The 23,301-nt window shown below is 59.2% G+C and carries 23 protein-coding genes and 1 pseudogene; 14 read left to right on the forward strand and 10 right to left on the reverse strand.

The window, feature by feature from the left end:
* Positions 1-380: 380 nt before the first annotated feature.
* The 9 genes from gap (at position 381) to ppc (ending at position 8,510) form a co-directional block, all read left to right on the forward strand.
* A complete protein-coding gene (gene gap, locus ML_RS02850) occupies positions 381-1,400 on the forward strand; it encodes a type I glyceraldehyde-3-phosphate dehydrogenase (protein ID WP_010907806.1) in 1,020 nt (339 codons plus the stop codon).
* Positions 1,401-1,402: 2 nt separating this feature from the next.
* The gene (locus ML_RS02855; RefSeq protein WP_010907807.1) at positions 1,403-2,653 is read left to right on the forward strand and encodes a phosphoglycerate kinase; all 1,251 of its coding nucleotides are present in this window, start codon (positions 1,403-1,405) and stop codon (positions 2,651-2,653) included.
* Positions 2,650-3,435: a triose-phosphate isomerase gene (gene tpiA / locus ML_RS02860; RefSeq protein WP_010907808.1), complete on the forward strand. Its 786-nt coding sequence runs from the start codon at positions 2,650-2,652 to the stop codon at positions 3,433-3,435. Before ML_RS02855 ends, tpiA begins: the two co-directional genes overlap by 4 nt.
* Positions 3,436-3,508: 73 nt before the next feature.
* Positions 3,509-3,694 carry a hypothetical protein gene (locus ML_RS02865; RefSeq protein WP_231846697.1) on the forward strand — a complete coding sequence of 62 codons (186 nt, stop codon included), beginning with the start codon at positions 3,509-3,511 and terminating at the stop codon, positions 3,692-3,694.
* A 35-nt stretch (positions 3,695-3,729) separates the two neighbouring features.
* On the forward strand, positions 3,730-4,008 hold the full coding sequence (locus tag ML_RS02870; RefSeq protein ID WP_231846698.1) for a hypothetical protein: 279 nt from the start codon (positions 3,730-3,732) through the stop codon (positions 4,006-4,008).
* A gap of 157 nt (positions 4,009-4,165) precedes the next feature.
* The gene (locus ML_RS02875; RefSeq protein WP_010907811.1) at positions 4,166-4,384 is read left to right on the forward strand and encodes a hypothetical protein; all 219 of its coding nucleotides are present in this window, start codon (positions 4,166-4,168) and stop codon (positions 4,382-4,384) included.
* An 815-nt stretch (positions 4,385-5,199) separates the two neighbouring features.
* Positions 5,200-5,430 carry a hypothetical protein gene (locus ML_RS02880; protein WP_010907812.1) on the forward strand — a complete coding sequence of 77 codons (231 nt, stop codon included), beginning with the start codon at positions 5,200-5,202 and terminating at the stop codon, positions 5,428-5,430.
* Between the two features lie 11 nt (positions 5,431-5,441).
* Positions 5,442-5,675 (forward strand): preprotein translocase subunit SecG, encoded by a 234-nt coding sequence (gene secG / locus ML_RS02885; RefSeq protein ID WP_010907813.1) that lies wholly within the window; start codon positions 5,442-5,444, stop codon positions 5,673-5,675.
* Between the two features lie 30 nt (positions 5,676-5,705).
* Entirely contained in the window at positions 5,706-8,510 is a 2,805-nt protein-coding gene (ppc, locus tag ML_RS02890; RefSeq protein ID WP_010907814.1) for a phosphoenolpyruvate carboxylase, read from the forward strand.
* A 223-nt stretch (positions 8,511-8,733) separates the two neighbouring features.
* Here the strand turns inward: ppc and pgl are convergent, their stop codons facing one another.
* The 5 genes and pseudogenes from pgl to tkt all read right to left on the reverse strand — a co-directional run bounded on the left by pgl (position 8,734) and on the right by tkt (position 15,196).
* Entirely contained in the window at positions 8,734-9,477 is a 744-nt protein-coding gene (gene pgl / locus ML_RS02895; protein ID WP_010907815.1) for a 6-phosphogluconolactonase, read from the reverse strand.
* 15 nt (positions 9,478-9,492) lie between these two features.
* Positions 9,493-10,281 (reverse strand): glucose-6-phosphate dehydrogenase assembly protein OpcA, encoded by a 789-nt coding sequence (gene opcA, locus ML_RS02900; protein WP_231846699.1) that lies wholly within the window; start codon positions 10,279-10,281, stop codon positions 9,493-9,495.
* A 182-nt stretch (positions 10,282-10,463) separates the two neighbouring features.
* Positions 10,464-11,854, reverse strand: a pseudogene (zwf, locus tag ML_RS17235) (glucose-6-phosphate dehydrogenase).
* Between the two features lie 98 nt (positions 11,855-11,952).
* The gene (gene tal, locus ML_RS02910) at positions 11,953-13,080 is read right to left on the reverse strand and encodes a transaldolase (RefSeq protein WP_010907817.1); all 1,128 of its coding nucleotides are present in this window, start codon (positions 13,078-13,080) and stop codon (positions 11,953-11,955) included.
* 16 nt (positions 13,081-13,096) lie between these two features.
* Positions 13,097-15,196: a transketolase gene (gene tkt, locus ML_RS02915; RefSeq protein WP_010907818.1), complete on the reverse strand. Its 2,100-nt coding sequence runs from the start codon at positions 15,194-15,196 to the stop codon at positions 13,097-13,099.
* A gap of 262 nt (positions 15,197-15,458) precedes the next feature.
* Here tkt and ML_RS02920 point away from each other — a divergent pair, with 262 nt between their 5' ends.
* The gene (locus ML_RS02920) at positions 15,459-16,361 is read left to right on the forward strand and encodes a heme o synthase (RefSeq protein ID WP_041322471.1); all 903 of its coding nucleotides are present in this window, start codon (positions 15,459-15,461) and stop codon (positions 16,359-16,361) included.
* A gap of 176 nt (positions 16,362-16,537) precedes the next feature.
* Here ML_RS02920 and ML_RS15125 read toward each other — a convergent pair whose 3' ends face one another.
* On the reverse strand, positions 16,538-16,873 hold the full coding sequence (locus ML_RS15125; protein ID WP_231846702.1) for an MDR/zinc-dependent alcohol dehydrogenase-like family protein: 336 nt from the start codon (positions 16,871-16,873) through the stop codon (positions 16,538-16,540).
* A gap of 520 nt (positions 16,874-17,393) precedes the next feature.
* Here ML_RS15125 and ML_RS15130 point away from each other — a divergent pair.
* The 3 genes from ML_RS15130 (at position 17,394) to ML_RS15140 (ending at position 18,084) form a co-directional block, all read left to right on the forward strand.
* On the forward strand, positions 17,394-17,531 hold the full coding sequence (locus tag ML_RS15130) for a hypothetical protein (RefSeq protein ID WP_231846703.1): 138 nt from the start codon (positions 17,394-17,396) through the stop codon (positions 17,529-17,531).
* The gene (locus ML_RS15135) at positions 17,506-17,871 is read left to right on the forward strand and encodes a hypothetical protein (protein WP_231846704.1); all 366 of its coding nucleotides are present in this window, start codon (positions 17,506-17,508) and stop codon (positions 17,869-17,871) included. Before ML_RS15130 ends, ML_RS15135 begins: the two co-directional genes overlap by 26 nt.
* Positions 17,872-17,946: 75 nt before the next feature.
* On the forward strand, positions 17,947-18,084 hold the full coding sequence (locus tag ML_RS15140; protein WP_231846705.1) for a hypothetical protein: 138 nt from the start codon (positions 17,947-17,949) through the stop codon (positions 18,082-18,084).
* 75 nt (positions 18,085-18,159) lie between these two features.
* Here the strand turns inward: ML_RS15140 and ML_RS02935 are convergent, their stop codons facing one another.
* A complete protein-coding gene (locus ML_RS02935) occupies positions 18,160-19,113 on the reverse strand; it encodes a COX15/CtaA family protein (protein ID WP_414085514.1) in 954 nt (317 codons plus the stop codon).
* A 239-nt stretch (positions 19,114-19,352) separates the two neighbouring features.
* Here ML_RS02935 and ML_RS02940 point away from each other — a divergent pair, with 239 nt between their 5' ends.
* Positions 19,353-19,592 (forward strand): PPW family C-terminal domain-containing PPE protein, encoded by a 240-nt coding sequence (locus ML_RS02940; RefSeq protein ID WP_231846706.1) that lies wholly within the window; start codon positions 19,353-19,355, stop codon positions 19,590-19,592.
* 133 nt (positions 19,593-19,725) lie between these two features.
* On the opposite strand, the gene ML_RS02945 is transcribed toward ML_RS02940, so the two are convergent.
* The 3 genes from ML_RS02945 to mptB all read right to left on the reverse strand — a co-directional run bounded on the left by ML_RS02945 (position 19,726) and on the right by mptB (position 23,248).
* Positions 19,726-20,436, reverse strand: coding sequence for an ABC transporter permease (locus ML_RS02945; RefSeq protein ID WP_231846707.1), 711 nt, complete (start codon positions 20,434-20,436; stop codon positions 19,726-19,728).
* An 86-nt stretch (positions 20,437-20,522) separates the two neighbouring features.
* Complete coding sequence (locus ML_RS02950) at positions 20,523-21,470, reverse strand: ABC transporter ATP-binding protein (RefSeq protein WP_010907823.1); 948 nt, start codon at positions 21,468-21,470, stop codon at positions 20,523-20,525.
* Positions 21,467-23,248, reverse strand: a complete 1,782-nt coding sequence (mptB, locus tag ML_RS02955; RefSeq protein WP_010907824.1) for a polyprenol phosphomannose-dependent alpha 1,6 mannosyltransferase MptB — start codon at positions 23,246-23,248, stop codon at positions 21,467-21,469. Before mptB ends, ML_RS02950 begins: the two co-directional genes overlap by 4 nt.
* Positions 23,249-23,301 lie beyond the last annotated feature (53 nt).

Below are 23,301 nucleotides of genomic sequence, written 5' to 3' on the forward strand. Positions count from 1 at the left end.
AGCTTGGTCAAGTCTCGGTCAAGTTTTAGTTGCGCGTTCAGCACCTGGGGGAGATGCTCGTATTCCGCTGCCGCGACTCGGTATCCAGCTGTGTTGTATCGGCATGGTGACCGAGAAGTTGATATGTGTTCAGCGGCTGTTTGCAGACACCGGCCCCCAGGATTAGCGGCGGACAGTCTCGGTCGTATGTTCTATATATAGTTATATGAGTTATCGTATATTCTATATTTATATGAGTTATATGCGTCCATCGACGCTTGTTAGGCGTAGCTGCTGCAGTGTGACATGCTCAACCGGTCCATGACTTCGGCTACCTGTCATTGATCTAGGGTGACGGCGAGCAGTTCATTAGCCGATTGAAGACGACAAGGGAGAGACCAGTGACGGTCCGCGTGGGCATTAACGGCTTCGGCCGCATCGGACGCAACTTCTACCGGGCGTTATTGGCCCAACAGGAACATGGTATTGCCGACGTGCAAGTAGTCGCCATCAACGACATCACCGACAACAGCACGCTGGCGTACCTGCTCAAATTCGACTCCATCCTGGGCCGGCTGCCACACGATGTTAGCCTCGAGGAAGAGGATACAATCGTGGTTGGCTCCGAGAAAATCAAGGCTCTTGCGGTTCGAGAAGGTCCAGCGGCATTGCCGTGGCATGCCTTCGGCGTCGACGTTGTCGTCGAGTCGACCGGCTTGTTCACCAACGCGGCCAAGGCCAAAGGGCACTTGGAGGCCGGCGCCAAGAAAGTGATCGTTTCGGCACCTGCCACTGATCCCGATATCACCATCGTGTTCGGGGTCAACGACGACAAGTACGACGGCAGCCAGAACATCATCTCCAATGCGTCGTGTACGACGAATTGCCTTGCACCGCTGGCGAAAGTGCTGCACGACCAATTCGGCATCGTTAAGGGTTTGATGACCACCGTCCACGCGTACACTCAAGACCAGAACCTGCAGGATGGACCGCATTCTGACCTGCGTCGTGCCCGCGCTGCCGCGCTGAACGTTGTGCCGACCTCTACCGGTGCGGCCAAGGCGATCGGCCTGGTGATGCCTGAGCTTAAGGGTAAGCTTGACGGTTACGCACTGCGGGTGCCGATCCCTACCGGCTCGGTTACCGACCTGACAGCCGACTTGTCCAAGTGCGTCAGTGTCAATGAGATCAACGCGGTGTTTCAGGACGCCGCTGAGGGTCGGCTTAAAGGCATCCTGAAGTACGTTGATGCCCCGATCGTCTCTAGCGACATCGTCACCGACCCGCACAGTTCGATCTTCGACTCCGGCCTTACCAAAGTTATCGCCAGCCAGGCCAAGGTGGTGTCCTGGTACGATAACGAGTGGGGCTACTCCAACCGTCTGGTTGATCTGGTCGGCCTGGTTGGCAAGTCACTTTAGCCGTGCGCATTCCTAATCTTAAAGATCTTCTTGAGGAAGGTGTTTCTGGTCGCTGCGTGTTGGTGCGCTGCGATCTGAACGTCCCGCTGGGGGATGATGGCGCCATCACCGACCTCGGTCGGGTCACCGCGTCGGTGCCTACGTTGAAAGCGCTGCTTGAGGCCGGAGCCAAGATTGTGGTTGCCGCCCATCTGGGCCGCCCCAAGAACGGGCCAGACCCAAAGCTGTCACTGGAGCCGGTCGCCGCGGCGCTCGGTGAGCAGCTGGGCCAAAACGTCCAGTTGGTCTGCAGCACCGATCGTTCCCCTGTCGGGGGTGATGCGCTCGCCTGTGTTGAGAGGCTGACCGACGGCGACCTCCTACTGCTGCAGAACATCCGCTTCGATCCGCGCGAGACCAGCAAAGTCGACGACGAACGACTCGCTCTGGCCAAGCAATTGGTTGAATTGGTCGGGTCAGCAGGAGCTTTTGTTTCGGATGGATTCGGTGTGGTGCATCGCAGGCAGGCTTCGGTGTATGACGTCGCTACGCTATTGCCGCACTACGCCGGCATACTGGTTGCTGACGAGATAAGGATACTCGAGCAATTGACTAGTTCGGCCAAACGCCCCTACGCAGTGGTGCTCGGCGGGTCGAAGGTATCCGACAAGCTCGGCGTCATCGAGTCGCTGGCGACAAAAGCCGATAGCATCGTACTCGGAGGTGGAATGTGCTTTACATTTCTTGCTGCACAAGGATTTTCAGTAGGTAAATCGTTATTGGAAACCGAGATGATCGAGACCTGTCGTAGTCTGTTGGACACCTACGCTGACGTGCTTCGGCTTCCTATGGACATTGTGGTGACAGAGAAGTTCGTCGCTGATTCGCCGCCGCAGACCGTCGCCGCCGACGCTATCCCAGATGGATTGATGGGACTGGATATCGGGCCGGAATCGGTCAAGCGGTTCGCTACGTTGTTATCCAACGCCTCGACCATTTTCTGGAACGGACCGATGGGCGTGTTCGAATTCCCTGCGTACGCCGCGGGCACCAGAGGTGTTGCTGAAGCAATCGTGGCTGTTACTGGCAAGGGAGCTTTCAGCGTGGTCGGCGGCGGTGACTCTGCGGCTGCGATGCGGGCGCTCAGCCTACCCGAAGGCAGTGTCTCGCACCTTTCCACCGGTGGCGGCGCGTCGTTGGAATACCTTGAGGGCAAGACGCTACCCGGGATCGAGGTACTAGGTCGTGAGCAGCCAAGGGGAGGAGACTCGTGAGCCGCAAGTCGCTCATCGCCGGCAACTGGAAGATGAACCTGAATCATTTCGAGGCGATTGCGTTGGTGCAAAAAATCGCTTTTTCATTGCCGGACAAGTATTATGACAAGGTTGATGTCACAGTTCTTCCGCCATTCACTGACCTGCGTAGCGTGCAAACCCTGGTCGATGGCGATAAGTTGCGATTGACCTATGGTGCCCAGGATCTTTCGCAACATGACCTAGGCGCCTACACTGGAGACATCAGTGGGGCCTTCTTGGCTAAGTTGGGCTGTAGCTTCGTGCTGGTGGGGCACTCTGAGCGGCGCACCTACCACGACGAAGGTGACGCGCTGGTGGCCGCGAAGACGGCTGCGGCGCTCAAAAACAGCTTGACTCCGATCGTGTGCATCGGCGAGTACCTCGAGATCCGAGAGGTGGGTGAACACGTCAGCCACTGCCAGAACCAGCTACGCGGCTCGCTGGCTGGGCTGTCGCCTGAACAGATCGGCAATGTCGTGATCGTTTATGAACCGGTCTGGGCGATCGGGACTGGGCGGGTGGCTAGTGCAGCCGACGCCCAAGAGGTGTGCGAGGCGATCCGAAAAGAGCTGGGTGCGCTGGCATCACCGCAGGTGGCCGAAACCGTTCGGGTGCTTTATGGTGGCTCGTTGAACGCCAAAAACATTGGCGATATCGTCGCCCAGCAAGACGTCGATGGTGGTCTGGTTGGGGGAGCGTCGCTGGACGGGGCGCAATTCGCGACGCTCGCGGTCATCGCCGCCGGTGGGCCTCTTCCCTAGGGAAGCCCTCGGGGCGTCTTGCACTGACTTGGTGATAGGTTATGCTGCAGACTTTAGCCGTAGCGTTAGCTCAGTGCTGTGGGTGGCTAATTCGCTATGGGTTCAGTGTGCCTGTCGGGTGGGTGTGGTGGCCACTGTGGCGTTGATCGCGGGCATCGGTGTGCTGTCAGCGATCTTTCAGGTTGTCGTGCTGGTGTTCCTAGGCGCGTTCTGCGGCGTTAGCCTGGTTGCTACCGGGTTCTACCGCGACCAGTGGTGACCCTACATATACCCAGGTTCGCACGGTATTCGACGATGCGATCGTTGCGATTTGCTAGTACGGCAACCAGATTCAAGCGTGCATGGTCGGTATCGGTCGAGTTGGCGGTGGTGGATGCCGGTCGGGACTCTGGGTTGGTGGAGTTGGTGGATGCGCTCAGCCTAGAAGTTGGCGCGCCGGGGGATGCCGTGCTAGCGACTCGCCGACTGTCGGTGTTGATTTGTGCCGCTAGCTTCCCATACCGTCCTGTTCAACAGCGTGCGAATCAGACTTTCCTGGCCGTGGCCACCGGCATTATTATGCGCGATGCGTGAAAGCTCTCCACTCGTTTTGGCTGCTGTTGACCACCGCCGTAATGGTGTGGTCAGGGTATGCTTCGGTGTTCGTCCGTACGGTTCATTGGTCTTCAGCACGGTGATTGGTGCGTTGCTGTGACTGATTGCTGGCGGTTTGCGCTGCTAGCCTGCTTTGGTGGTCGCAACCGTGCTGGCGCTGAGTTTTGTCGTGCTATCGGTGCCGAAACTGTATGGTTTCGGCGTTATTGTAATCACTTCCGCGGCGTTGTTGTCGCAATCGATCTGCCTTGCGTATCCGGTAGCGCCCGCGGTGTGCCTAGTAGACATGCTAATCAGCACTGTGGTGGTTGTGTGTCGTATACCTGTTGTGGCCGGGAGATCGGTGGTTGCCTGAATCGCCCGGGCTTGGTGCGGCCCGGAGCTATTCTCGTCGAGGCGGTCAAATCATCCGGTCAATGCTTATGCTAGCAAACGCCTATGTTAGCAATTGTCCCGCGACTACGTCTATTGGCTTGCGCATCAGGTTTGTGCCACTGTCGAGGCCGCGGTGTTGGAGCCTCTGGCAACTGGCAGTGAGTTCCACATGCTGAGCAGATTATTTCGGCTACCATTGAACTGGAGGACGCTGTGTACGCGATCAGTTCGGCAGTGTACGCCGGGTCGGGATCCGACCACGCTGATCAATGAGGTACAGCGTCGGCTGAACCGCTTCGATCAGAGACTGCCGTGGCGCTTAAGTTAAGCGGCCGCCGGAACGCGTGCTCCCACCGCCAGGTGCCCGCACTATGCGGACCGTCAGGATCCGGGCTAGGCGCACCGGGTGGGGGTGTGCTACTATGATGCAATTAGGAAGGGATGTCGTGCAGTGGCTCTGGGTTTGGCCGCTGTTTCAACACTATATCGGTACCAGTCCACCGGATCACATCAGATTTCGTGTTATGACCCGATGTTAGGGTGAGGTAGGATATGCATCTCTCCGATGCTCGTAGCGGAAATTAAACGAAAATGCAGTATAGCTGTGCTGTGTGTACATCGGAAGCTAATGTGTTGTCTCCGCTGGAATGATCGGTCGGCATTATTGGTCACTGGCAGCAGTACTGGAAAAACCGGCATCGCCGTAACCTCGGCAACGGCACACGGTGACCTTTTGGTCGAGCTCGGCCCGCTCGTCGGTGGAGTAATCCTTGAGGCCGCGGGTACGGGGGCTGGATGGCGTCTGGTGTCAATATCTTGCAGGACGTGTTCGCGGTCATCGTCGAGGTTCTGTTGCTTTCGGTCGGTACCGGGAACGCGAGGACCGCGGAAGACTGGCCCGGCCTTGCTGTACTGTCGGCCGGACTCGTCGCTGTGCTGACGCTGCTGATCCACGAGCAGCAAGAGGACTGGGTGTGCCAGCCTGTGACTCGACTATGCTGGGGCCGTTCGACGGTAGACAGGTAGTCTAGTTGACCATGGAGTTGGCCCTGCAGATCACCCTGGTTGTCACCAGCATCCTCGTAGTGTTGTTAGTACTTTTGCACCGTGCGAAGGGTGGTGGCCTGTCGACGTTGTTCGGCGGTGGCGTGCAATCCAGTCTGTCCGGGTCGACGGTGGTGGAGAAGAACCTGGACCGGTTGACGCTGTTCGTCACCGGAATCTGGCTGGTATCCATTATCGGCGTAGCCCTGCTAACTAAATACCGTTAGCACTGTTACTTCAAGTAGATCCCCGCACACATGGTTGAGTTTTCCGATGCTATACTGGAACCGATCGGTGCTGTCCAGCGGACTCGAGTCGGTCGCGAGGCGACTGAACCTATGCGGGCCGACATCAGGCTATTGGGTACCATTCTTGGTGATACTCTGCGTGAGCAGAACGGTGATGAGGTATTCGATCTCGTCGAACGAGTCCGGGTCGAGTCGTTCCGGGTGCGGCGTTCTGAGATTGATCGGGCCGATATGGCGCGTATGTTCTCTGGTCTCGACATTCACCTGGCCATCCCGATCATCCGGGCGTTTAGCCATTTCGCATTGTTGGCCAACGTTGCCGAGGACATCCACCGGGAGCGTCGGCGCCATATTCACCTCGACGCCGGCGAGCCACTGCGGGATAGCAGTTTAGCGGCCACTTACGCGAAACTTGATCTGGCAAAACTAGATTCGGCCACCGTGGCAGATGCCCTTACTGGTGCAGTGGTCTCGCCGGTGATTACTGCGCATCCCACCGAGACCCGTCGGCGTACCGTATTTGTTACCCAACGCCGGATTACCGAGTTGATGCGGCTGCACGCGGAGGGACACACCGAAACCGCCGATGGCCGCAGCATTGAGCGTGAATTGCGCCGTCAAATTCTCACGCTGTGGCAGACGGCATTGATTCGGTTGGCGCGATTGCAGATCTCCGACGAGATCGACGTAGGGCTGCGATATTACTCTGCCGCGCTTTTCCATGTGATTCCGCAGGTGAATTCCGAGGTGCGCAACGCGTTGCGTGCCCGGTGGCCCGACGCCGAGCTGCTGTCCGGCCCTATACTGCAACCCGGATCGTGGATCGGTGGTGACCGGGACGGAAACCCGAACGTGACTGCCGACGTGGTGCGGCGAGCGACCGGCAGCGCTGCCTACACCGTGGTGGCGCACTATTTGGCTGAACTCACCCACCTCGAGCAGGAGCTGTCGATGTCGGCGCGACTGATAACCGTCACCCCTGAGCTGGCCACGCTGGCCGCTAGCTGTCAGGACGCGGCCTGTGCCGACGAGCCGTACCGGCGGGCATTGCGGGTGATCCGCGGTCGATTGTCCTCGACTGCCGCCCACATCCTGGATCAGCAGCCACCCAACCAGCTTGGTCTGGGTTTGCCACCGTATTCGACGCCAGCCGAACTATGTGCCGATCTGGACACCATCGAAGCCTCCCTGTGCACGCACGGCGCCGCGTTGTTAGCCGACGATCGGTTGGCGCTGTTGCGAGAAGGTGTTGGAGTCTTTGGGTTTCACTTGTGCGGTCTGGATATGCGGCAAAATTCCGACGTGCACGAAGAGGTGGTCGCTGAGCTGTTGGCGTGGGCCGGGATGCACCAGGACTACAGTTCGTTGCCCGAAGATCAAAGAGTCAAGCTGCTGGTGGCCGAACTCGGTAACCGCCGCCCGTTGGTCGGGGATCGTGCGCAATTATCCGATTTGGCGCGCGGCGAGCTGGCCGTTCTTGCGGCCGCTGCCCACGCCGTTGAGCTCTACGGATCGGCCGCGGTGCCCAACTACATCATCTCGATGTGTCAGTCTGTGTCGGATGTCCTGGAGGTCGCGATCCTCTTGAAGGAGACTGGCCTGTTAGACGCCTCCGGGTCGCAGCCGTACTGTCCGGTGGGCATCTCGCCGCTGTTCGAGACGATCGACGATCTGCACAACGGGGCGGCCATTCTGCACGCGATGCTGGAACTTCCGCTATATCGAACGCTGGTGGCTGCTCGCGGTAACTGGCAGGAAGTGATGCTCGGCTACTCCGATTCCAACAAAGATGGCGGCTATCTGGCCGCCAACTGGGCGGTTTACCGCGCCGAGCTCGCTCTGGTAGACGTGGCCCGCAAAACCGGAATCCGTTTGCGACTTTTCCATGGTCGTGGCGGCACTGTCGGACGTGGCGGCGGTCCTAGCTATCAAGCTATTCTGGCGCAACCCCCGGGGGCGGTAAACGGCTCGTTGCGTCTCACCGAGCAAGGCGAGGTCATAGCCGCCAAATACGCCGAACCGCAAATAGCACGACGAAACCTAGAGAGTTTGGTGGCCGCGACCCTAGAATCAACTCTCTTGGATGTTGAAGGCTTAGGCGATGCGGCTGAATCTGCTTACGCCATACTCGATGAAGTAGCCGGCCTCGCGCGGCGATCCTACGCTGAATTAGTCAACACACCGGGTTTCGTTGACTATTTCCAAGCTTCCACGCCGGTCAGCGAGATCGGATCGTTGAACATTGGCAACCGACCGACATCACGTAAGCCTACCACGTCGATCGCGGATCTTCGTGCTATTCCGTGGGTACTGGCATGGAGCCAATCGCGAGTCATGCTCCCAGGTTGGTATGGCACCGGATCGGCGTTTCAGCAGTGGGTTGCGGCTGGACCCGAAAGTGAATCACAGCGGGTAGAAATGCTGCATGACCTCTATCAGCGTTGGCCGTTCTTTCGAAGTGTGCTGTCGAACATGGCGCAGGTACTGGCCAAAAGTGATCTGGGCCTGGCGGCCCGCTATGCTGAGCTGGTGGTCGACGAAGCCTTGCGGCGCAGAGTGTTTGACAAGATCGCCGACGAGCATCGGCGAACCATTGCCATCCACAAGCTCATTACGGGTCATGACGATCTGCTTGCTGACAACCCGGCTCTGGCGCGTTCGGTGTTCAACCGCTTCCCGTATCTGGAGCCGTTAAACCACCTTCAGGTGGAGCTATTGCGCCGCTACCGCTCGGGTCACGACGACGAAATGGTGCAACGCGGCATCCTTTTGACAATGAACGGATTGGCCAGCGCGCTACGTAACAGCGGCTAACCCGGGGCGAGGCTCGGGATCGGGGGGAGGCGACATCATCAGGCCTCGGATAGCTGGCTGTGCTATTTGCATTGCATGGTCCGATTTCGGAGCCTATCTAGCACACCACGGACCGGCGTATTCGGTGGCTGATAACCGCGACAGCATCATCTCTGTAGATAATCGCCTTCGCTCCAGTCTGCTGCGCACGGTTCTGTCAGCCATGAAGGTCATTATGACGCCACTAGCCAGGAATCTTGGCTGCGGCTTCTTCGTCCAGCAGCCAGAGTGTGGTTTCAAGCCCGACAGCTCCGGCGGCCGGTATTGAGGCAGAGGGAGCGCCACCCATGGCGGCTGCCACTGCGTCGGCCTTTGCCGTCCCGGAAACCATCAGCCATACCTCACGAGAACGTTGAATGGCATTAAGTGTCAAGGTGATTCGTTCTGGAGGTGGTTTTGGAGAGTTCCTGACTCCGACCACCATACGACTGGTCTCGCGCACAGCTACGGTATTTGGGAACAGCGAATTGATGTGTCCTTCGGGTCCCATGCCCATCAGGTGCACATCAAAATTCGGGGTGGGATAACCGGGTGCGGCGTAGGCAGCCAGCAGCTGTTCGTAAGCTAGTGCCGCTGCTTCTAGATCGTTGCCGAATTCACCGTCGCCCGCAGGCATCGGGTGCACCTGGCTGGGCGGGATGTCTATGTGATCGAGCAACGCTACACGTGCCTGTTTCTCGTTGCGCTCGTCGTCGTCTTTGGGTACGTAGCGCTCGTCGCCCCAGAATAGATGCACCCTAGACCAATCGATCTGCTGTCCACGTGTAGCTAAATCCCGCAGTAGTCCAATGCCGCTGCTACCACCGGTCAGCACAATCAGTGCCCTTTCTCTGGCAGCCACGGCGGATTGGATGGTGCTGGCAAGTCGTTTTCCGGCGGCTCCGACCATGGTCTTGCTGTCTGAAAAGATCTCTACACTGGCGCTCACAGGTACTGAACCTTTTCAATGCCTTCGAAGGCATTGAAGTAGAACTTGTCGGGATCCAGTCGTCGCAGATTTTCGGCTAGGAACTCCTCGGCTTCCCTGCGCGCCCCAGGGAACTAGTGCATCTGGTTTCACGGTTCGGATCAGGGTAGAGGTCACCCAAGTCTGAGGTCGGCTTAAGACGATGGTTTCGCTATTGCGTATCAGTTCGACCTTCAGATCGGCGACCGCTCGGCGCAACGGTCTGTTGATCCGGTTGGCTAACCAGCCGGCCAGAACGTCGAGCGCGGGTTCGGTCTTCATGCCGGAAACCAGTGCCAAATCGATCGGCTCGTGAGGTGGCAGGTTGACCGCGGAGGTCAGCAGAGCACGCCAATAGGTTATTAGGTCCCATGCCAGGTGGGTGTCGTCGGCGGTGTAATCGGATAGCCGGCTCTTGATGGTTGCCAGCGGGTCGATACTGTTGGTGGCGTTGGTGATACGCTGAATTGCCAACTTGCCCAGGGAGTCTTGGCCGGACATCGTTGGGGCGATGTTCGGCCACCAGGCCACCATCGGGATGTCAGGGAGCAGTATCGAGATAACGACGCTGTGGGCGTAAACAGCAAGAGTTCTAGACACCACCACCCCGGCGCCTGTATCGGCACCCACCCACAGTTGTGCATCCAAGCGCGCTTTATTCGCGTACGAATTGACCCTCATCGCGATGATGATTCGGTTGGGATACTTGTGGCTGGCTCCGTTGGCGGCCTCGATAGATTCTTTGAGCATGGCTTTGCTGTACGGCGTGATGACCAGCGTAAGCACTCGACTCATCGTGATGGCGCCGATCCTTTCGCAGAGCTCGTCTAGTTTCTATATTGACCACTGTGGTGGTGTCGGGAAAATCAACGATCATTTTGTGTTGTTCCTCACCATTGCTTCGTTCTGCATCGTCGCTGCCATTCCCGGCTAGGGCGCTATAGTATCTCGAAGGATAATTCTGGACCCTAGGTTCCTATATCGGGCAGATCGGGCTTGCCGTGTGTCCACCCAATCGGCAAGGGCTGGGTCGAGTGTTTCCCAAGCTAAATTCGACCTCCGCATTGACCGGAAACAGGTACGGCCAGCTAAGCAACACATCAAGGATCAGTTGCTCGTCGGTCTCCGGTGTATCCTAGGCGATTGGCGAGTAGTTCGTCGTCCATTCGGCGTCGTTGACTTCCATCGAGCTGTCCGGGACTTTGGAGTTTAACCGCAAGGTAATCCCTTCGCCGGGCTGTACGTGGATGACCAAAGCGTTGGCGCAGAGCTCGTCGGTATGGTGGCGTTGCAAAGGATGATGCGGCCCGCGTTTGAAGACCAGAGCGATTTCGGTCACCCTGTGACCTAGTCGTTTCCCGGCTCGTAGGTACAATAGCACCTTGGCTCAACACCGAGTATCAACTTCGAGCTTGATAGCGGCGAAGCTCTGGGTGTTGGAGTCCGTGGCGAACTCGTCCTCGTCGACCAGCCTGACCACTTTTCGCCGCCTTGCCAGCCGGCGGCGTATTGGCCGTGGCCGCAGTTGATGGTACCGTTGAACGGGACGGTGAGGTGACCCGCCGACAGCAATTTAATCATTTCAGCTTGCAACCAAGCTGGATTGAAGCTGACTGGCTTTTCCATCGCGATCAACGTCAGCAGGTGCATCAGATGATTCTGGATGACATCGTGGTCCTCACTAATGCCGTCGTAGTAACCGGCTCGGTAACTAAGTTCTTATGTCTTCAGCCACGGTGATCTGCACGTGTGCGTTCCAGATAGGAATCCACAGTTGATTGGCGAATCGGAGCGCCAAGATGTTCTGTACCGTTTCTTTGCCCAGGTAGTGGTCGATACCGAAAACAGCTTCTTCCGGGAAGACTGTGTTGCCAGACTTGTTTAGGTCGCGCGCACTGTCCAGGTCGTGGCCGAAGGGTTGCTCGGTGACAACCCGGCTCCAGCTGTAGGTTTGTGGACGAGCCAATTCAGACTTATGAAGCTGGTCACAGACCACCGGGAAAGATTTGGGTGGGATCGCCAGTTAGAATTCCTGATTGCCGCTGGTGGTGGGCTTGGTGTCCAGCTTGTCCATGGCATCGGCCAGTCGGGCGAACGCATCATCATTGTCATAAAGAGCCCGATACGAACCGGAGTCCTTCCTCCAGCTGGCTTCAGTTCGCCTGCAGAAATGCGTCCGGCAGTGCTCTTTGACGGCGTTGTGGACGACGTCACTGCAATCCTGGGTGCTAAAATCGCGTCATGCGAAGATCTACCATGGAAAACATGGGTGGTGACAGGTTCCGGCTGGCCATATCGTAAGTTGCTGACATCACTTTAACTTGTGGGACAGGTCGCCGGTGACCCCTAAAATCACCATCGTGCACCGGGTGGCTATTCTGGGTAGCTACCTATTAGCCTTGTACCGTAGCGGGTTCTGCCATTGAGTTGCAGTGGAGGTACGTGTGGCTACTGGGTTCATTTGGCGACGGAGTCCAGCTGTTCCTGAGTTTCCTTGAGTAGCTCGTTCCAGGATTTCACAAACTTCTGCACGCCCTCATGTTCTAGTACCGCGAACACATCAATCAGATCGACTCCGACCGCCACCAGTGAGTCGAACACTTTTTGGGAGGACAAAGTAGTACCGCTGATCGTGTCACCACGGATCACACCGTGATCGGCTACGGCATCAATCGTCGTCTCCGGCATAGTGTTCACCGTGTTTGGAGCTACCAGCTCGGTGACGTACAGGGTGTCGGCGTAATCGGGGTTCTTGACACCGGTTGACGCCCACAGCGGGCGCTGTACTTGGGCTCCGCGGGCCATGAGTGTCTGGTAGCGCTGGCCACCTTCGAAGGCCTTCTGGTAGGCCGCGTAGGCCAATCGGGCGTTGGCGACACCGGCCTGGCCGCGTAGCGCGAGTGCTTGCTCGGAACCAAGTTTTTCTAGTCGCTTGTCGATTTCGGTGTCCACGCGGGAGACAAAAAACGATGCTACTGAGACTATCTTGGATAGGTCGCGTCCAGCTTCGGCGGCCTTTTCTATCCCGGCCAGGTAGGCGTCAATTACCTCGCGATGCCGCTGTACAGAGAAAATCAGCGTGACGTTGACCGAAATGCCTTCCGCTAAAACGGCGGTGATCGCCGGTAGGCCAGCCTTAGTCGCCGGGATCTTGATGAACAAGTTCGGGTGGTCAACTATTCTCCATAGTTCGACGGCTTGCGCGATAGTCTTGTCGGTGTCATGTGCTAAACGGGGATCGACTTCAATCGAGACTCGGCCATCTTTTCCGTGGGAAGCTTCCCATTCACACGCCAACACGTCGCATGCGTGGCGAACATCGTCAGTGGTGACGGTGCGGACGGTGACATCTACGTTGGCGCCGCGCTTGGCCAGCTCGGCAATTTGGGCATCGTAGGCGTGGCCGTTTGCGAATGCTTTCTGGAAGATGGACGGGTTGGTGGTCACGCCAACGACACTCTTGGTGTCAATCAGCTTCTGTAGGTTGCCTGACTGCAACCGGTCTCGCGACAAGTCGTCCAACCAAACGGACACTCCGGCAGCGCTCAATGCGGCGAGGTTGGGGTTCTGAATTTTTGAGGTCATACAGATCGCCTTTTTTTCAGTTATCCAATACCTGTTCCGCTGCGGCAACCACGGCCTCCGGCGTGAAGCCGTACTCACGGAACAAAGTCTGGTAATCTGCGGATTCGCCGTAGTGCTCGATGGACACAATCTTGCCGGTGTCTCCGACCAGCTTATGCCAGCATTGCGCGACGCCGGCCTCGACGGCCACCCGTGCCGACACTGACGGGGGCAACACACTGTCGCGATACTCGTACGGCTGTGACTCGAACCATTCCACACACGGCATCGACACCACCCGCACAATGATGTCTTTATCCGCCAACAACTTCTGAGCTGCGACAGCGAGTTGGACCTCGGATCCGGTGGCGATCAAAATGACGTCAGGCTCCTTAGCTTCAGAGCTGCCACCATCGCCTAGCACATAGCCGCCTCGGGCGACGCCTTCGGTGTTGGTGCCTTCCAACACTGGCACACTCTGCCGGGTCAGGATTAGCCCGACCGGACCGCTGTTGGCGCCGCGAGCCAGGATTGTGCGCCAGGCATATGCCGTTTCGTTGGCATCGGCGGGACGCACCACCGACAATCGAGGGATAGCACGCAACGCTGCGAGGTGTTCGATGGGCTGATGGGTTGGGCCGTCCTCGCCGAGTCCGACCGAATCGTGCGTCCACACGTAGATCGTGTCAATATCCATCAACGACGCCAGTCGCACCGACGGGCGCATGTAGTCGGAGAATTGTAGAAATGTACCACCATATGCGCGGGTGGGGCCGTGCAGCACGATGCCGGACAGAATGGCGCCCATCGCGTGTTCGCGAACACCGAAATGCAAGGTGCGACCATACCAATGTGCGGTGTACTCGTCGGTCGAAATCGACGGCGGCCCAAAGGAATCAACGTCTTTTATGGTGGTGTTGTTGCTGCCCGCTAGATCGGCCGACCCGCCCCACAACTCCGGGAGTTTCGGTCCTATCGCGGATAGTACCGCACCAGATGCGGCGCGGGTGGCCAATTCCTTGGACCTCGGCTCCCAGTTCGGCAGGTCAGCATCCCAGCCGTCGGGAAGCTGCTGGGCGAGCAACCGATCCAACAGTGCCTTGCGTTCGGGCTCGCGCTGTGCCCACGCTTCGAATTCTAGTTGCCAGCGTTCGTGGGCTTCTTTGCCGCGGGCTATCAAGCCGCGGGTGTGGGTGATTACGTCCTCGCGGACTGCAAAGGTCTTGTCGGGATCGAACCCAAGGATTCGCTTAGTGGCCGCTACCTCGTCTTCGCCAAGGGCCGCACCGTGCGCTTTGCCGGTGTTTATCAAGGTTGGCGCGGGATAACCGATGATGGTGCGCAGTGAGATGAACGACGGCCGGTCGGTGGCGGCTTTCGCGTTGGCGATGGCTTCCTCAATGCCGACGACGTTCTCGCCACCTTCCACCTCTTGTACGTGCCAGCCGTAGGCGCGGTAGCGTGCGGCGGTGTCCTCGCACAGCGTGATTTTGGTGTCGCCTTCGATCGAGATCTGGTTGTGGTCGTAGAACACGATGAGGTTGCCGAGTTGCTGGACTGCGGCCAGGGACGACGCTTCCGATGTCACCCCTTCTTCGATGTCCCCGTCGGAGGCGATCACATAAATGTAATGGTCGAAAGGGCTGGCTCCCGGTTCAGCGTCGGGGTCGAACAGGCCACGTTCGTAACGTGATGCCATCGCCATCCCGACTGCTGATGCTAGACCCTGGCCGAGTGGGCCGGTGGTGATCTCAACACCCTTAGTGTGCCGGAACTCTGGATGCCCAGGAGTTGTGGATCCCCAGGTGCGCAGCGATTCGATGTCAGATAGTTCGAGACCGAAGCCGCCGAGATAGAGTTGTATATATAAGGTCAGGCTGCTATGCCCGGCCGACAGCACGAATCGGTCACGACCCAGCCATGCGGTGTCATTGGGGTCGTGGCGTAGAGTGCGCTGGAACAAAGTGTAGGCCAGCGGGGCCAAGCTCATCGCCGTCCCCGGGTGCCCGTTGCCAGCTTTTTGGACCGCGTCGGTAGCCAACACCCTGATGGTGTCGACTGCAGCCGAATCGATCTCGGTCCAGTCATCGGGATGGCGCGGTTGGGTCAGCGTGGAGATCTGGTCGAGTGTGGTCACGAATCAGTCCTTGGGTCAGCTGTTCAGGTCATCAAACTGATTAATCTCACCCTAGTGTGGAAGTGCGGGCCTGTTGCAGGGCCCGGTTTCCAGGTACCTACGGTTCGCTGTGGCGCAACTAGCCTGCGTCTGTTCGCGCCCTCTTTGCAATCTGGGAAAAATCTGCGTTGAAAGACCTGTCGGGCTGTTGGCTACGGGCATGCGGTCTACCATCGTGCGTAGTAGAAGCTGCGCGCTGCTGCGATCTCGAGGAGTTAAGTACGTGAGCGTTCGCGCGCGCTTAGCGCGGAGCCGAGTGTTGGCATATCTGGCGTTGACCAAGCCGCGCGTCATCGAGCTGCTTTTGGTCACCGCCATACCAGCGATGCTGCTCGCCGACCGCGGTAGCGCTAATCCGCTGTTGATCCTCAATACGTTACTCGGCGGGATATCGGCTGCCGCAGGTGCCAACACGTTCAACTGTGTTGCCGACGCCGATATCGACAAACTGATGAAGCGGACTTCCCGGCGGCCGCTGGCGCGGGCCGCGGTGCCCCCCCGAAATGCCTTGGTGCTCGGGCTGGCGTTGACTGCGGGTTCATTCTTCTGGCTGTGGTGGACTACCAATCTGCTGTCGGGGCTGCTGGCGCTCGCCACCGTCGCGTTCTACGTATTCGTTTACACGCTGTTGCTCAAGCGCCGGACGTCGCAAAACGTCGTGTGGGGCGGTGCGGCTGGGTGTATGCCGGTGATGATTGGTTGGTCGGCGATCACCGACACTATCGGCTGGCCAGCATTGGCAATGTTTGCCATCATCTTCTTCTGGACTCCGCCGCACACCTGGGCATTGGCGATGCGCTACAAGGACGACTACAAAGTGGCCAGCGTCCCGATGCTTCCGGCCGTGGCGACCGAGCGTCACGTCACCAAACAGATATTGATCTATACCTGGCTCACCGCATTGTCTACGCTGGTGTTGGCACTGGCGACGGGGTGGCTGTACATGGCGGTGGCCGTCGTCGCCGGGGCATGGTTTTTAACGATGGCCCATCAGTTATACGTCGGGGTCTGTGCCGGTGAGCCGGTCAAGCCGCTACGGCTGTTCCTGCAATCAAACAACTATCTGGCGGTGGTGTTTTGCGCGTTAGCGGTCGACTCGGTGCTCGCCTTGCCGACACTATTTTGATTTTGATCACCTCTTTGGTGGCTCGAGCTTAAAGCAGCAACTTGACCGAGCCGACGGTCTTGCGGCCTTGCAGATCTTCGTGGGTGCGGGTGGTTTCGGACAGCGGGTAGTGTGTACACCGACCTCGATGGTGACGGCTCCGCTGCCGATTGCTTCGAACAGTTAGACTGGGTCCGTCAGCTGAACTCCTCGCCGGTTCGGATTAAATTGGCCAGCGTCGGCCGGGTGAGGTAGAGTGAGCCGGCGGCGTTGAGGTGCTGCGGATCGACAGGCACAGCGGTTCCGCTTGTGTCACGAAAAAGTGCCAGTGTCCCGCGGACAGCCATGTTGGCGTCAAAGTTGGTTACCTCTAAGCTGGCATAAAACGCTGCCACATTGGGGCACCTTCGGTTGAGTGCCCGAATTTGCTGGCCGAATTGGGCAGCTTCGGGACAGTACAGCACCTTGTCGGCGTCAGCCCCGTTGGACAATTGTGCTTTTCCGCATTCGAGACGGTGATCAGCTCCCCCCATCCATATCACCAGCTCCGCACCGGGTGCACCGACTTCAGTAAAGAGTGGGCGGCCAGGGCATCTAGTAGTACTACGTTGCCGCCTCAAAATACTCCTCATGGGCACTTTGTCGGTCAAAAATGCTGTTAAAGAGAAAGATTCAACCTAGCTTCCGTTAGCCGTGGCGCTAACCACCCGGTCTCCTACGTCGACACCGTTGGTGTCGACGTCCTCGCCAGCAACAACGGCAGTACCGCATACTTTCGAGCCGAGGATGAACGGCACTGGGCGGATACGTTTTCGTTGAAGGAAATTAGGTGTTGATGAAGTTGTTTATGTCAATACCTTCGGCCGTGATCAGTAGCTTACCTTGCGTGGGCTGGGCGGCGGCTTGTCGACATAGCGCAGGACTTCAGGGTCGCCAGTTTCGACGATTTCGGTTGCATGCATGTGGCTTATCCATGCCCGGGCATGAAGATCGCACGACCAGACCTCTTCCATCCCCACATCGTGTTGGCGGGTTCTCGCCAGCAGGTTGCTGGTGCCGGCGATGATGCCGGGCTCGTTCTGGCTGCTGCGACGCTACGGCCTACACGCCCAGTGGTTGCTCTGGGACGATCCCGAGCTCGGCAGCGAGCGCGGACCTGGTAGTCTTGCGGGCTATCTACGACTACGCTGAACAGCTCGACGAGTACCTGGCCTGGACCATTGGTGTGCCCAATCTGCTGAATCCATCCATCGCCGCCACCTGGAATGTCGACCGGCGTTACTTGGCGGATCCGGGGAATCGAGGGGGGTCGACGGTGTCGGCTAAGGTGTTAGCTCCAGGCGATCAGGTCCGGTGGCCGGGTCCTGGCGCTGTCTTCGTCAGCCCGACCGTCGGCACCGGCACATGGTGTTGCAACGATCGGTCCGCGGTGGCTACCTACGTGGCTGAACTGAGCCAGGGTGGACCGACCCCGTTCTCGTGCAGACGGCGGGTTGGGCGAAGAAACGGTACCGATCTTCATCAGTGGTGAGGCTGTAGCGCACGTCTACCAAGCAGGACATGCTGGTTCAGGCCGAGCCCGATTTCGAAATCTGGGATATCGGCGTTGCTAAAGGCTGCGGCAACCGAGGCGGGCATCGACGTCGGCGAGTGGCTGTATGTGCGCGCCCACTTGGTCGATGGTCGCCGGAAGTCTCGGTTACTGGAATTGCAGCTGGTGGAACCGTCGCTAGACTGGCGATGATTGGACGCCGGTATCCGCTACCATGCCCAATGCGAATTTGCGCTGGGTGTGGAGTTAGCGTGAGAGCGACTCGGGTTAGGACCGGGTTCGCATTGAGGCCCATAGCGCTGCGGTGGCTGCGGTACACGCCGCAGCACCAGCTACATGGACTGCGACCAGGGCGGCAGGCACCCCGGTGAAGTATTGTGTGGTGCCAACAGCGGCTTGCGCGCAAACCAGAGCGAACAACACGGCGAGCCGCACCAGGATGGCCCGGGTGGCACCGACCGCCAATAGCCCGAAGCCCAGCCCAACCAGCAGTGCTAAGTAGGCGACCAGCAACGACGAATGCAGGTGCGCCAGGGTGGTGATTTCGACTCTTAGCCGGGGAACCGTGCGGCTGGGACTGCGGTCTCCCGCGTGCGGGCCAGCAGCCGTCACCAGCGTGCCGGTTACCAGCACCACCGCCAGATTTACTGCGGTTAGGGCTGTCAGTGCGCACAGCGGCCGGATTACCCGCTCATAAGCAATTCCACCATCGGGTTCACCGACCTTAACGTAGAGCAACACCGCCAGCCACACCATAATCATCGATGTCAGTAGATGGATGGCGACTGTCCACCACAGCAGCCCGGTAAGCACGGTGATGCCGCCGATGACCGCCTGCAGCACCGTCGAGATCGGCATTAGCCAAGCGTAGACCCGAACTTCGGTGCGTCGTCGCGCCCGGGTAACGGTTAAAACGGCCAGCAACGCGGCGATGACCACTGCGATGCTGACTACCCGGTTACCAAATTCGACTGCCTGGTGGATTCGTGGTACCTCGGTGACGGCGACCGGGGTGAAGCTGCCCGGAAAACACTGTGGCCAGGTGGGACAGCCTAGCCCGGACGCCGTGACGCGAACGATCGCGCCGGTGACGGTAATACCGCCCTGGGTTAGGAGGACGGTCGCGGCAATGATCCGCTGGACACGCAGACCAGGGTCGGGTATTAGGTCGACTAGTCGCAACAGAATTCGTCCGACAAGCACCGCACGATCGTAAGACAATGAAAACTACACCCGGTAGTAGGGGATTGGTACAGTCGGGTGCTGTAACTGCAGCCTGGCAGGACCATTCCCGGGGCTGGTTCAATACGGTTTCGGTGCAACAGGTGGATCCGGCGCGAGTGGGCGTTCGATGGCCACTTCCAGCAAGCGCAGCGCGGTATCGCGACGCCGTGGGTACCAAGTAGCCCGGTTAGGTGGTTGCTCGCTCGGTAGTGGGCTGGCTGTTAGGCTAGTAAGTGGTGATTGGCAGCCTTGACATTCTATTTTTGGCCGCTAGGCCTGTCCAGCTCACGCGGACGGCGGGTCAACAAAATGATGTGTTTGTGGTGGTGGCTGCTCTGATCGAGGAGTGCGAGCACTGGGGTTTGTGGGGACCGGCTGCCAAGGAGACGGTCGTGCAGCCTGCCAGATTGTGCACGTTGAGCGGTGATGGATTCGGCGCTGGTCCGCGGGTGGCGATGCTGCCGGGCACCTGGTAGTAGGTTTGCTTGGCGTAGTGAGTTAACGGGCTACCCCACCACTTAAGTGGCCAATGACGTGGTCAGACCCAGTCACTGGGTGGCGGGTGATGTTCGGTTCCGTAGCTGCCGTGTCGTGGTCGTCGTATCGGGATCAGGTGAACCGGAACCAGTGAAGTGCCGCGAGCGCCGCGAGCGTGCCCCATGCCGTCAGGATGATGACCCCGAACCAGTCCACCGACAGAGTCATCGCCTGCGACAGCGCCTCTGTCAGTGCACCCGAGGGGGTTAGGCGGGCTGCCCACTTAACCACCGCCGAGATCATGTTCATCTTGACAGTTAGCGCGCCAAGTCCGGCGAACACGAACCACATCAGGTTGGCTACTGCGAGGACGATCTCGGCCCGCAAGGTGCCGCCGAGCAGCAGGCCAAGTGCCGCTAAGCCCGCGGTGCCCAGCGCGATGATCGCCGCACCCAGCGCCAAACAGATCAGCGCCGGCCGCCAACCCAGCATAACGCCAATGGCGCCCAAGATGATTGCCTGCAAGAACACAACGGTTACGACTGCCAGGGACTTGCCGGCAATGATACCCCAAACCGGTAGCGGGGTGGCTCCGAATCTTTTGAGTGCGCCGTAGCGACGATCAAAAGCAACCGCGATGGCTTGCCCGGTGAATGCGCTAGAGACCACTGCCAGCGCCATGATGACCGGTACAAACGTGGTGGCGCGATGGTGGCCGAAGGAGCCAAGTGGCAGCAGTGTGAGGCCGATCAGCAGGGTGATCGGGATGAACATGGTCAGCAGCAATTGCTCGCCGTTGCGTAGCAGCAGCTTAAGCTCCAGCATAAACTGTGCGGCCACCATCCGGGTCACGGCGTTGGGTCGGGGATTTGGAGTGAAAGTGCCAGCGGGAAATAGTGGGCTGTTCCTTAGTGTGTTGTTTTGCGTCACTACCGCAACTTCCTGCCGGTGAGATCCAGGAACACGTCTTCGAGGCTGTGTTGCTCGACCCGCATATTGGTGGTCAGCACATTGATTTGTGCGCACCAAGCCGTGACGGTCGCCAGCACCTGGGGGTCGATGGGGCCTGCGACCAAGTACTCGCCCGGAGTGAGCTCCGTGGTCTTGTAGTCCTCCGGTAGTGCGAACGCCAAGAGTGACAAGTCCAGCCGCGGCGGCGCGCTAAACCGCAGCTGGTCTTTAGCGCCGGTGTGCATCAATTCGGTCGGCGTTCCGGCGGCAATCATGCGTCCGTGGTCAATGATGACCAGTCGGTCGGCGAGTTCCTCAGCCTCTTTCAGTTGGTGAGTGGTCAGCACCACTGTCACGCCGTCTCGGCGCAGCGTGTCGATCAACTCCCACACCAGCAGCCTGGCGTGCGTATCCATGCCCGCGGTGGGCTCGTCCAGGAATACCAGTTCGGGACGGCCGACCAACGTGCAGGCCAGGGCAAGCCGTTGCTGCTGGCCGCCGGACAGTCGCCGGTAGGTGGTGCGGGCAACGTCGGTGAGGCCTAAGGTTTCCAGCAGCCACTCTGGGTCCAGCGGGTCAGCGGCATATGAGGCCACCAGGTTGAGCATTTCTCCTGCGCGTGCTGCTGGGTAACCGCCCCCACCCTGCAACATTACTCCGATACGGGCGCGCAGACGTGCGTTGTCGGTGATAGGGTCCAGGCCGAGTACCTCAATCGTGCCGGCATCGGGACGTACGAAGCCCTCGCACATCTCAACCGTCGTCGTCTTGCCGGCGCCGTTGGGCCCCAGCAGGGCCAGTACCTCGGCGGAATGGATGTCCAGATCGAGGTTCGATACAGCCAATATGGACCCGTAGTGCTTGCATACCCCGCGTAGCCGGATGACGACTTCGGGAGTTTCGGGGACTGTGCAGGCCGAGCTCATGTTAAGTTAGCGTAGGCGGTCGGCAGCCGGGTCGCAGGAGACGCGGAGTTCTGCGAGGTCTCCGGGTCCGGTGCAACAACCCTCACCAGTTGTTGATCCAGTTCGCTCCTCTTGGCTGGGACCATCTGGAGTGGTCGCCATGGCAAGCGGGTGTAGGTTAGTGCAATGAGCACCAACACGATGATGGTGCTGGCCACGGTGGCATCCACAATTTGGAACAGCGCGAAACGATCACCGTTGGCCGTAGGGCCGAAGACGCCCACGACGATGGTGACGGTGATTGCAGCCACTCGGAAGCCGGTGCGGGTCGCCCAGGCGGCTAGCGGAATGATGGCCCACAGCAGATACCAGGGTTGCACGACGGGAAACAGCAACACCGTGACGCCCAGCGCGACGCCGAGGCCGCCGATCGGGTGTAGCCGACCGCGGAACACAGCTAGCAACAACCAACAGGCCATGACCATGATGATCAGTACGCCGATGCCGCGGGTCAACGACAGCACTGCAGTGGTGTGATCCCCCAGACCCAGCAGAATACCCACGTGCCCGGTACCGAGAGCTAGTAGCGTCGGCGGTGACATCCAGCTGCGTACTACGTTTGCGGTGCCCAACGTGTAGATCCAGCCAAACCCGAGTCCACTGGCCCAGCCAACGATGCCCATCACTGCCAGAGACAATCCTGCCATCCACAAGCTGACCATTAGCAGTGCTTGCGGGGTACTGCCAAGTCGGCAGGCTAGCGCCATCGCGACGAATCCCAGTGCCAGCAGCGACGGCAGCTTCACTTGTGAAGACAGTACGATCAGGATCGAACCGGCCAGCAACATGCCCAGCGGCTCCCAATTCGAGCCGAACCGGATTGCCTGGCTTGTAAGCGTGCCGCTGTGTTGCCTGCCGGTACCTCCACCGCGCCAGGAGGTGGGTATCACTCGTGTTGTGGACGAGAAGTCAATGCCACGCAGAGCGAATTCGGCCCCTGTGAGCATAAGCCCTAGCATCGGTGCCTCGTTGTGGATGCCGGCGACTAGATGCATGATTAGCAGTGGGTTGGCTGCACCTAGCCATAACGCGCTAACCTCGACCACGCCGCAGCGTCGGGCCAGTTGCGGGGTTGCCCACACGACCAGGCCGACGCCGATTAACATCATCAACCGGTGGCAGAGTACCGCGGCGACGATGTTGTCTCCGGTCAGTGCTGAGATTCCGCGCCCGATCCACAAAAACAGTGGGCCGTAGGGTGCGGGTGTTTCCCGCCATAGGCTGGGTACCGAAAGCGTGAACACCTGGCCTAGTCCCAGTGCGGACGCCGGACCTACCCGGTAAGGGTCGAGTCCCTGTAGGGAGATCTGGCTTTGCGCGAGGTAGGAGTAGACATCCTTGCTGTACATCGGTGGTGCAATCAATAGCGGCAGCGTCCACAGCAACAGGGTGCGGTCCAGCTCGCCGCGCGACATCTGTCTCCTGCCCAGCGCGAACCGGCCGAGCATCAACCAGGCCAGCGTCATCATGACCGCCCCGGTTGTAGTCATCGTCAACGAGACCGTCTGGATTCTTGACGGCAGATTGAGCAGCCGAACCCCGAACGTGGGGTCCTGGATGACGGGCCTGGCCCCTGCTCCGAGCGCGCCAATCGCCATCAGGATGGTGCCGGTAGCCCCAAACAAGCGGGTGCGCTGTAGTGCGCCACGGTCGGCATCGTTCAGTGGTGAGCCCACTGCCTGCTCATCACCATGCAAGCTGGCGATGGATGAGCTCAGTGTGTGGTGGCGGGCTGCCATCAGAGGAGCGTAGCCCTAACGACGAGGCGAGTCCCGGAACGCGAGCCGTTGCG

It is taken from the genome of Mycobacterium leprae TN, assembly GCF_000195855.1.
In the GTDB taxonomy this organism is placed as follows: domain Bacteria; phylum Actinomycetota; class Actinomycetes; order Mycobacteriales; family Mycobacteriaceae; genus Mycobacterium; species Mycobacterium leprae.